8 protein-coding genes and 1 pseudogene are annotated in these 9,888 nt (G+C 62.3%); 3 read left to right on the forward strand and 6 right to left on the reverse strand.

Going from position 1 to position 9,888, the window contains the following annotated elements:
• Positions 1-301: 301 nt before the first annotated feature.
• Both AC1DYD_RS40375 and AC1DYD_RS40380 read right to left on the reverse strand, forming a co-directional pair.
• Positions 302-1,120: a hypothetical protein gene (locus AC1DYD_RS40375; protein WP_478178331.1), complete on the reverse strand. Its 819-nt coding sequence runs from the start codon at positions 1,118-1,120 to the stop codon at positions 302-304.
• The gene (locus AC1DYD_RS40380) at positions 1,117-2,199 is read right to left on the reverse strand and encodes a ComEC/Rec2 family competence protein (RefSeq protein WP_478178332.1); all 1,083 of its coding nucleotides are present in this window, start codon (positions 2,197-2,199) and stop codon (positions 1,117-1,119) included. The genes AC1DYD_RS40375 and AC1DYD_RS40380 overlap by 4 nt, the downstream gene beginning before the upstream one ends.
• Before the next feature lie 1,079 nt (positions 2,200-3,278).
• Between AC1DYD_RS40380 and AC1DYD_RS40385 the strand changes: the two genes are divergently transcribed.
• Entirely contained in the window at positions 3,279-3,899 is a 621-nt protein-coding gene (locus AC1DYD_RS40385) for an ABC transporter substrate binding protein (RefSeq protein WP_478178337.1), read from the forward strand.
• A gap of 76 nt (positions 3,900-3,975) precedes the next feature.
• On the opposite strand, the gene AC1DYD_RS40390 is transcribed toward AC1DYD_RS40385, so the two are convergent.
• Both AC1DYD_RS40390 and AC1DYD_RS40395 read right to left on the reverse strand, forming a co-directional pair.
• A complete protein-coding gene (locus AC1DYD_RS40390; RefSeq protein WP_478178333.1) occupies positions 3,976-4,449 on the reverse strand; it encodes a hypothetical protein in 474 nt (157 codons plus the stop codon).
• A 179-nt stretch (positions 4,450-4,628) separates the two neighbouring features.
• Complete coding sequence (locus AC1DYD_RS40395) at positions 4,629-5,726, reverse strand: site-specific integrase (protein ID WP_478178338.1); 1,098 nt, start codon at positions 5,724-5,726, stop codon at positions 4,629-4,631.
• 217 nt (positions 5,727-5,943) lie between these two features.
• On the opposite strand from AC1DYD_RS40395, the gene AC1DYD_RS40400 reads away from it, so the two are divergent.
• Positions 5,944-7,044: a DNA-binding protein gene (locus AC1DYD_RS40400; RefSeq protein WP_478178334.1), complete on the forward strand. Its 1,101-nt coding sequence runs from the start codon at positions 5,944-5,946 to the stop codon at positions 7,042-7,044.
• A 259-nt stretch (positions 7,045-7,303) separates the two neighbouring features.
• Here AC1DYD_RS40400 and AC1DYD_RS40405 read toward each other — a convergent pair.
• Positions 7,304-8,146, reverse strand: a pseudogene (locus AC1DYD_RS40405) (phosphotransferase); the annotation flags it as partial.
• 89 nt (positions 8,147-8,235) lie between these two features.
• The gene (locus tag AC1DYD_RS40410) at positions 8,236-9,399 is read right to left on the reverse strand and encodes a citrate synthase (RefSeq protein ID WP_478178335.1); all 1,164 of its coding nucleotides are present in this window, start codon (positions 9,397-9,399) and stop codon (positions 8,236-8,238) included.
• Between the two features lie 78 nt (positions 9,400-9,477).
• On the opposite strand from AC1DYD_RS40410, the gene AC1DYD_RS40415 reads away from it, so the two are divergent.
• On the forward strand, positions 9,478-9,888 hold a 411-nt coding region (locus AC1DYD_RS40415), incomplete at its 3' end, for a Rossmann-fold NAD(P)-binding domain-containing protein (RefSeq protein WP_478178336.1).

The following is a 9,888-nucleotide window of genomic DNA, read 5'->3' on the forward strand; positions in this document are numbered from 1 at the left end:
CCGCGTACTTCGATTTCTACAACGCGCGCCGGCCCCATCAGTCGCACGACGGGCCCGCGTACTTCGATTTCTACAACGCGCGCCGGCCCCATCAGTCGCACGACGGGCGCACGCCGGACATGGTCTACTTCGCCACGCTGCCGGCGATGAAGGAGGCTGCCTGATGGGTTGAACCATGAGTACATGGCTCAACCGGGGCGCCTCCGGCGGCCTGGCAGGGGCCTTGAAGATTGAAAGAATCAAACCGCAGCCAATCCACTTAACTCAGGTCGATGCGTGTTCAGACGACCGGAGCCGGTTCTTATTGAGTCTTCTCCTTGACATTACGCGTTGCCTTAGCCAACGACTCGCACGCTAGGATAAGCTTCTGAGCGTAAGAGAATGCGGCCTCGCGGACAGTCTGTTCAGTGAAGTAGCAGCTCCATGTCAATAGCATCGCGAGAGCAGTGGCAATCGTAGTAAGCTCGCCGCCGCTGAGGAACGATTCAGCATCCGTCGCGCTTTGGACGCGAGTCGCCCACACACTTACACCGTGGCGAAGTCCCACCCAAAAGATGCTTCCGAAGCAGATGACAATGCCAATGGGCTTCAGTCCGAAGCCGTTTCGGCGGAAGCCGTATGAAATATTGTCCTTAAACAATAGCGCGAACTTCTTGGTATCGCGCGTCGCGTCTCGCAGCATATTCCCGGCAGAGGTGTAGATAGCGTCTGCCGCCTGTGGGTCTACAGCCTCCTCGCTGGCCGAGGGAAAACTCAGGTTCATCTTCTTCGCGAGCATGACGTGGTAGCGGTTGGTAGAGACCGGGTCGAATGTCCCATCAGAGTGCCGTAGCACTTGGGTACTCGGCACCCCACCCCATTTCTTCCACAGTGCCTGTTCCTTTGCCTTCCCGCGACGCCTAGCGATATCGGAAAGCAGAAACAGTACTCCACACGTAACCAACGCGGAAATCACAGAACTGAGCAATCCGAGCTTTTCTCGATACAACGAGAGAACTAACACTACCAAGGGAACGAGCGCCAAAAGCGCCGGGTAGAGGCGCGCCTGACGCTCGTACGAGTCCGAAAACTGACCAATTGTCTTCGCCAGAGTCGATGCAATGCCGGTACTCTCGGTCACTGCTCCACCTCCTTGAAGAAGGGAAGATACGTAATTGGTCCCCAGCCTTCTCGCTTTGGCATTCCGGGGGAATAGTGGCGAATCGTAATGCCCTTCGTCTGTCCGACCCGAAAACCACGGCGAACGAAGGCGTTGGTCACCACCCTCTTCGGGTGACTAGGCGCCTTCTTTGAGGCTGACACATATGCAGTTCGAGCAGGCTCTGCGCTCTCGTCTGTCAAGGGCTCACCTACCAGCATGTTCAATGTCTCCGTGGAAACATTGTGGCGTCCGCCGTGATGCGGGATTTGCACGAAGGTGACTCGCTGAGGTAAATCGATACCGATGCACTTTGCATAGTCAGCGGCGGCGCGCAGCGTCTGGATACCGGCATCACCCGTCAAGAGATACCCCCTGGTTCCAATCGGTGCAAACAGAACTGCGCTGCTCTCGTTCTCGGCAGACGTCGTGACAGAATCCGGCAGGTATTCCTTGTGCCAGATGTCGGCAACGTAGCTCGCAGCCTTCTTCACCATGTCGAACATGGCCTCCATCGCGCTCTCCACCTTCTTAAGTTCGGGCGACTTTTCGAACTGGGGGATGAGTTCGTGGATGTACCGGTCCTTGGTGGGCGAAAGCACAGTGAATACCCCAATTCGGCTACCAGCGAACGGCTCGCGTACTGGGGTTCCCTGTCGTTGGGCGGCCTCCTCCAGAGCGTAGGCGGCCGCCATCTTCTGTTTGAGGCGCTCGGCAAGGCTTTCGTCGGTAATACGGCCATCGTGAAAATAGTGGCGAATCTGTGTGCTGTACTCCCAGGGCCGGTGCATCCAAAGCTCGCCGACCTTCAGGTTCTCAAGGACATACTGCAGGCCCCCTGCATGGTCATTGTCCGGGTGGGAGTTGACCACGTAGTCGACGAACTCGGTATTGAAATGAGTCTTGACGTGGTTGACAAGAGCCACGCCACAGTCTTTAGTCCCCCCGTCGTAAATCATTACCTTGTATTGGCCGTTATCACGCCATCGGGCAGCGATTGCGTCGCCGCTATGTTCGCCTTCGCCGACAGGCAAAAAGTCAATCTCAATTTCGTCCGCCACTCCGATGCTCCTTTGAGAATCTGGCGCCACTGTAGTAGCGCGACAGGCCGAGCACTCCGAGTGCGACGCGGCCAGGAAAATGCCCAGGTGAACCTCCCCCGAGTCGGATGCTTAACTAGGGTTGACTAAATAGACTTCAAGAGACGTTACTGAGTATTTCTGAAGAAAATAAATGTAAGCGGTTACTCACTCTTACGCCGACGTTGTCTTTTCATCTTTTGCTCGCGATAGCGCGAGCAACGGCCGACAGTTGCGAGTTGCTGCGCCTCTTTCGCATCGGCGCGGAAATTCGGGCAGGGAAAGCGCGGGACGGCAGGGCCGGTACCGCCAGCCCGGCGGCTAAGCCTGCTGGCGGGCCCGAACCGGACTTCCCCGTAGCCCTCTCAATTCATGAAGTCCACCGTTTAAGGCATCAAGTAGCGGCTGCCCTGGCGGCCTCTGGACCATCCGCTCGACCTGCATGGGCTACAGCGCCAACTTGAGCGGGGAGCTTGCTGTCGGTCACCCTCTTTGGGGCAAAGATGCTGCATCGGACCAAGATGGGGCTGCCGACCCAATCGACCCCTTTGGGCAATTGATCGGCAAACGATCGGCCACGCATCGGGTTGGCCTAGACATGTCTGGGCGTCTATCGCTTTCTAAACCGCCGGTAAGAGTGCATCATCACTTGTGCGTTACCCGCGCCCGCCACGGAACGCGATCCTTCGTGCCGGCCAAATGGAGCAATGTGCGATGAGGCGTAGACGCGTAGTCTGGGGGATTGTTGGCCTGCTCGATTGGGGATCCATCGCGAACGCCCAAGGGCCACGGCAGGGCATCATCGGGTACGTTCATCCGCGAACGATCGCTCCCGATCACCAGAGCTTGAAGATATTCAGGTCAACTTGGCAGCGGCTTGGGTATGTCGACGGCGAGACTGTGCTGTTGCGCTCTGCCCAGGGCGACGCGGGGCGATTGCCTCAACTTGTGGAGGAACTCATCTCGCTTAACGTGGGCGTGCTAATCGTAGTCGGCCCGGAGGCAATAGAAGCGGCTCTCCATGCGTCGAAGACGGTACCTATCTCGGCGTCGACCTCGAGATCGATCCAGTTTACTCTGGGTATGCTGCCAGCTTGAATAGACCAGGTGGCAATGTCACAGGTCTGTTCTTGGACCAGTCGTCGCTGGCGGGCAAGTGGATCGACTTGCTGCGAGAGGCTGCACCTCGAATCGGCCGCATTGCAGTGGTATGGGACCGGACCACAGGGCGCGGCCAATTGGACTTCTGCCAGGCCGTGGCTCATGCGAAAGGCCTTGTCACAACGGTGGTTGAATTCGGCCGGAAAACGAACTTCGAAGAATCGCTGAAAGGCCTCGGGACCGGTCAAACAACCGGTATCGTTCATCTAACTTCAGCGGGTTTCAGCTTGCTCGCGGCGAATTTTGCGGCGGCGGCGCAGAAATATAGATTGCCCACCATTTCGAATTTGAAGATCTACGCTCAGGTCGGTGTGCTCATGACCTACGGGCCTAATCAGGAAGACTACTTCCCGAGAGCTATTCTTCTCGCTGACAAAATTATTAAAGGTGAAAAGCCAGGCAACCTGTCTATAGAGGGACCAGATCGGTTCGAATTGGTAGTAAATATGAAGACAGCCGATGCCCTCGGCTTGACGATTCCTAAGTCGCTGCTGCTGAGCGCGGATGAGGTAATTCGCTGAAGGTCTGGCATCCGCTGCGCGGGATTGCAGCCGAAGCAGCACATTGCGAATTCTGAGACCGGCCTGCAAAAAGCCCTTATCGGCGATTGAAGGGCCGCTTCGGCGCAAAGGGAACGGCCGGTTTAGTCCACGGGCCCAAAACGCCCTGGTGGAGGCCGATGTCTGTAGCGACGGTTGGCACCTTCAGTTCTACGCAATCCGATCCGCAGGCCCCCTGTTCGATCGGGTCGGGTCGGCGCGCGGGTCGATGCAGCACCGCTCGGCTCGGCGTGATCCGCAGCATTTCGCCATCCGGGGCTGCTTGCCCGTCGACGATCAGGGAGTAATCGGACTCTTCCCGCGGCGGCCAGATGAGCCCGACGGCGGGCTGCTGGATCAGGTTGTTGCGCGTGCGGCGGCCGATGCCTTCAATCACCAATACGCTACCTTCGAGCATCGGCACCACTGCGACCGCATGCGGGGCGCCATGCGCGCTGGCCGTCAGCAGGTAGGCAAAGCGGTACCGCGTCATGACCTCCGCCAGGTTTTGCAATTCGACTGGAATGCTCATGTTTGTCACCATCGGTTGGCGTTCGCGCCGAACGGCTCTTGCTTCCCGGCCCAGACCCCGCGAGGCCCGATGGCGCGCACAAATGGACTGATTCGATTATCGGCCTAACGGCTCTGTCGACGCCTGGCTCCGCCAGCTTCGGCGTTGAACACCGGACATCTCCGGGCACATAGCGCCACTCAAGCTTTGTCGGACTTCTGCTTGCCCGAGTCCATCATCCTTGCCACCGCGCTCACCTGGGCGGCTCCGGTGCGGAAGTATCCCGCCACGGTATCCGTGCTCCGATGCCCCGTCATGGCCATCGTCTCCTGCAGCGGCATGTTCTGTCTCCCGGCCTCCGTGACGAACCCCGACCGTAGCGAGTGCGCCGAAAAATCATCCCCCACCCCGGCCAGCGCGCACCGCGCCTTCACGATGTCCCGAACCGCCGTCCCCGAAAGCCCGTCGGAGCCGAGCTTCCCGTTCTTGAGGATCCGCCGGAAGAGCGGCCCCGAAGTGATGCCGCTCGCCTTCAGCCAGGCGTCGAGCGCCTCGGCTGCCGACCCGACCACGGGTTTCACGTCTTCGGGCCGCGCCTTCCCGTTATGGTTGGTCTTGGAGCTCGCCAGCGTGTAAAGAAAGTTCCCCCCATCGACCCGCCGCAGGTTTTCGAAGACCGCCCCTGACACCTCCGAGCGCCGGCGCCCGCCCGAGGCCCAGGCGAAGAGGAGCAGGGCGCGGTCGCGCCTTCCCTTGAGCGACTCGTCGCAGGTTTCCAGAACCGCTTCCAGCGGCTCCCTGGTCAGCGCGCGCTGCTTGTGGGGCAGGGCATTGCGCTTCGCATAGGCCTTTCTTGTCTTGCTCAGCAGCGCCTTGACCGCGGCATCCACGCACGGATTGGGCTGCTTGGCCAGGTGGTGGGCCATCGAGAGCACGGAGATCCGGTGCATCAAGGTGTTCAGGGCCGGCGCGCCGAGCTTGCCCTTGAAGCCGGCCTCGACCAGGGCCTCGTCGATCTCGGGCGGCAGCTGGTGAACGAGGACCGCTTTTGGGCCCGCCTTGGTCGAGCGCTCGGCGTGGTCGACGATGAACTGGACCACCACGGGCGCGGGAACCGGCAGCGCCATCTGGCGGCCGTAGCGCGCGCCGAACCAGGCCGCCCAGTAGCGCATGGCGGCGCGATAGGCGAGACGCGTGTTGTCCGACTCGCCCTCGGCCATCAGGTCGTGCGCGGCTTCCGCGGCCATCTCCGACAGCTGACCCGGATCGAGCAGCGCGTGGTCGCGCTTCAGCGGCATCAAGGCCTTGGAGGACTTCGAAAGCGGCACTTTGTCAGCGGGATTCATGGGCGACCTCCAGGAGCTTTTGAACGGCGGACGACCACGGACGCCTGTCCGCCGGGATCGTGTTTCTGTTCATAAACATACATGCTATGTATGATGTCTTACTTAAGTTATACATCACTTCCGATAATCTATTATTATCGAAAGTAAAGGAACCGCAGGAAAGCGGCACATGAATCCAAAAAGTTCGAGCGACAACATCCACCCGATCCGCACCGGCCGTGGGATCCAGGAAGCCCAGGTCTGGGAAGCCGCCGACGCGCTCGTGCAGGAAGGCCTGCGCCCGACGATCGAGCGCGTGCGCCAGAAGATTGGCAGCGGCTCGCCCAACACCGTAAGCCCCATGCTGGAGCGCTGGTTTGCCACGCTCGGCAAGCGCCTGGATGGCCATGGCGCCAACCTGGCCGACGGCGAGGCGCACCAGCTCCCCCTGGCCATCGTTCAGGCCGCAAGGCTCTTCTGGGACGCCGCGCGCCGCGAGGCCGACCAGATGCAAGTTCAGAAGTCCGAAGCGGCCCGGCGCGAGCTCGAACTGCAGCGCGAAGCACTCGCCCAGAAGGAATCGGACCTGACCCAGCGCGAGTCCTCCTTCGAACAGGCCCGCATCGCGCTCGATGAGGCGCTGGCCTCCTCGCGCCAAGCAGTCGCGACGATCGAAACCCAGATGCATACGCAGCAGCAGGAGTCCGCTCGTCTGCTCAGCGACTCGCAAGCCGAGGTGCGACGCCTGCGCAAGGCCCTGGACGAGGCCGTGGCCAGCAAGGAAGCCCTGCGCGAGAAGGCGACGATGGAACTGGGCGCGGCGCAGCGTGACGCCAAGGAGGCCGAGCAGCGCCATGTGACGCACGAGCGCCGCCTCCTTGCCGACGTCGATCGCGAGCGGGTGGCCGCGCGCCAAGCCGCCGCAGATCTTGCGAAGGAGCAGAAGGCCCGCGCAACGGACCTGGACGCAGCACGCACCGCGCAGGCGGCGGCACAGCAGGCGCTCCAGGATGAGGAGGTCGCGCACCGCGATGCGGCTGCCGCCTGGTCTCGCGAGGAGCAGGAGATCCAGGTCGAGCTTGCTACCCTACGCGAGCGCGCCGCCGGCGCAGAACACCGCGCGAGCGACCTCGCCTTACAGCTGCAGCGCCAGCAAGGGCAGTCCGAGCGCGAGATTGCACATCTGCGAGAGAGCCAGGCGGCAACGGTGGCTGTGCTGCGTCGATTCGAGGCCCACGGCGAAGGCGGCGAGAACGCCCGACCGACCCGTCCCAGGAAGTCATCAAGATGACCTCGCTCTCGCTATGCGGTGTGTGCTCAGTCCGATATGAACCGAAATGACGATCAGCTTCATCCCCTCGCGCCTTGAAGACGTGGACGTCTTCCGTGACGAAGAATTGGCGGAGCTGAACCGCAGTGCTCAGGCCGACTCCTCAGCTTGAAGTGGAGGTAGAGTCAAGCAACAATGCTTTCTGAGCCGGTACGGTTCCACCGATAGCGCGGCTGATCGATCGCCAATTGGTCCAGGGCGGTCGCCCACAAATGGGCACTTACTGTAACGTTGTGGCATCAGGCACCAGACTGCGATTCCGGATGGCCGTGCAAAGCGCTGCGCGAAGCCGCTCGAGATCTTCTTGCATGCCGAGCATCCGGCAGATGCGACCGGCCTCTTCGCTTGCCAGGCGCGCGCCGATCTCCCGTTCGCGGGACAGCGTGGACTGCAGGCTGGTACCGATGCGGACATCGCGGTGCGGTCTCACCCCGAGCGTCGTGATGGCGGCAACTGGGAGCTCGGCGATGGCGATGGCGAGTTCTTCGGCCGAAGCCGGCAACGGCTCGGCGTTGCCCTGTTCGAAGGTGCGGCCTTCATCGTTCGCCCGCTCGCACACAGGCACCGGCCGGTCCTCGTTCATCGCGGCCAGCAGGTCGACCTCGACCTCCGAGGCGCGTCTCGCAACAGCGAGTCGCTCGATGCCGCGGTCGCTTCCGTTGCGCCAGGCAAGCCCCATCGCGTCACAGGTGACGCCCCACTTCAAGGTGCCCAGGATCTGCCAGTAGTGAACGCGCCCCTCATCCACGCGCCGCCCTGATTCCGCCTCGTAGCCGGCGAGAAGTTGCGCGCGCGTGCCCAGGCCTCCGGCCTCCAGGTCCACGTTGCCGAAGCGCCAGGAATTGACGCAGAACCACCCCAGATCCTCCATGGGATCTCCGAGATGGGCGAGCTCCCAGTCGAGCACCGCCCGCACGCCGTCCGCCCCGACGATGAGGTTGCCATTGCGGAAATCGCCGTGGACGAGAACCGCCGGGTCGCTGTGCGCGGGTTCGTGATCCTCGAGCCAGCGCAGCGCCAACTCGAACACCGGCCGCAACGTGCCATTGGCGCGGTGCGCCGCCTCCCAATGTCTGAGGGGTGGAGAGGCTCATTTCGTAACCGCCAGGAGCTGAATAGGGCGATGCGAATAAGGCTTGCCGCCCACTTCGCTCAGGCCCGCATGCCCTGAGCCATGTCCGGCATCCGCCCCACATAGCGCCCGCGCGGGCGGATCACTTGCGCCACGCCGAGTTGCTCCAGGCTGTGCGCCAACAGCCCGACGCTGCGCGCCGTTGCGAACAGGCCGAAGGCCGCATCGGCGGGCAGTCGGTGGTGCGCCACCAGCGCGGCCAGGGCGACGTCGATGTTGGGCTGCAATCCGGTCAGCTTCGTCACCTTCTGGATGAAGCGCGCGATGACCTCCGGAGGCTCGAACAAGGCCAGCAAGGCGGCCGCGCGCGGATCGCCGTCGGGATAGAGGTGGTGACCGAATCCTGCCAATGGCAAGCCGGTCGACAGATAGTGGGCCACCACCTGCTCCTCGCCCAGCCGCTCCACTTCGCTGAACAGCGCCTGAACGCGGCCCGACGCATCGCCATGCAAGGGGCCCGAAAGCGTGGTCAATCCGGCCAGCAGGCAGGCAGGCAACGAGGCGCCTGTCGAAGCCGCAATGCGTGCCACGAACGCTGAACTGGTCAGTTCGTGGTCGACCAGCAAGACCATGGCCGTCCGCAGCAACTCCGCCACCTGGGTCGATTGCTGCCACCCTTGCGCAAGGCGCAGATGCAGCCCTTGCTTCCCTGGCTGGGCGCCGAACGCATTGGCCAGCTGACCTACCAGGCTCTGCCCCTCGCTGTGCAGCACCCGGGTCAGACGTCCACGCGTGGAATGTCCTGACGCGGCCAAGCGGGCCAGGGCAGTGAAGGCCGCAACGCGTCCAGGTTGGCCCGCGCGCATCGGCGTCGCGCACGAGAAGTCGACGGCTTGCTCGGCGTCCCACAACAGCCGAGCCACATCTTCCAGAGTGGCCGATGCGGCGAGGCGCACGGCATCCTGGCCCCGATAGTGCGGACGTCCGCGAAAGAACGCGCAGAGGGCGGTCGGAATGCTGGGCTCCGAGCCGAACAGCGTATTGGCGGCCAGCGTCTCGTGCTTGCGGCCTGCCTGCTTGCGCTTCGCCAGGCCGGCGACGTCTTCGGCGCGGTAGAGGCTGCGGCGCGTGTCAGCCGGATCCGGCATGACTTCGAGCTTGCCGCGGCTCACGTAGGCGTAAACCGTTTGCGGTTGCACGCCGAGAAGGTCGCATGCCTCGCTCATCGAAATCCAGGAAGCCATGGTCGGGGAACAAAGTATTTATGTTGATTTTATACATCAATATTGACGCCATGATCAATCGCTAACTAGCATGCAGGCATGAAGCCCCAGGTCCTGCAACTCAATCCGATCCTGATCCCAGCGATCAACGAAGAGCTCGCATCGCTCTACACCGTCCACAAATTCTTCGAGACCGGCGACCAAGAGGCCTGGCTGCGTGAACATGGCGCATCCATCGACGCCGTCATCACCGGCGGGCACACCGGCATCTCGCGGGCCATGCTGGAACAGTTGCCCGGCCTCAGGGTCGTGGCCGTCAACGGCGTCGGCACCGACGCCGTCGATCTGGCGTACTGCCGGGAACGTGGCCTGCCCGTCACCGCGACACTTGGCGCGCTGACCGAAGACGTGGCCGATCTGGCCATCGGCTTGCTGATCGCCGCATGTCGAAACCTGTGTGCCGGCGACCGCTTCGTGCGCGACGGCCAGTGGGAACGCTTCCCCCAGCCC

The organism is Variovorax sp. P4_B11, assembly GCF_056402355.1.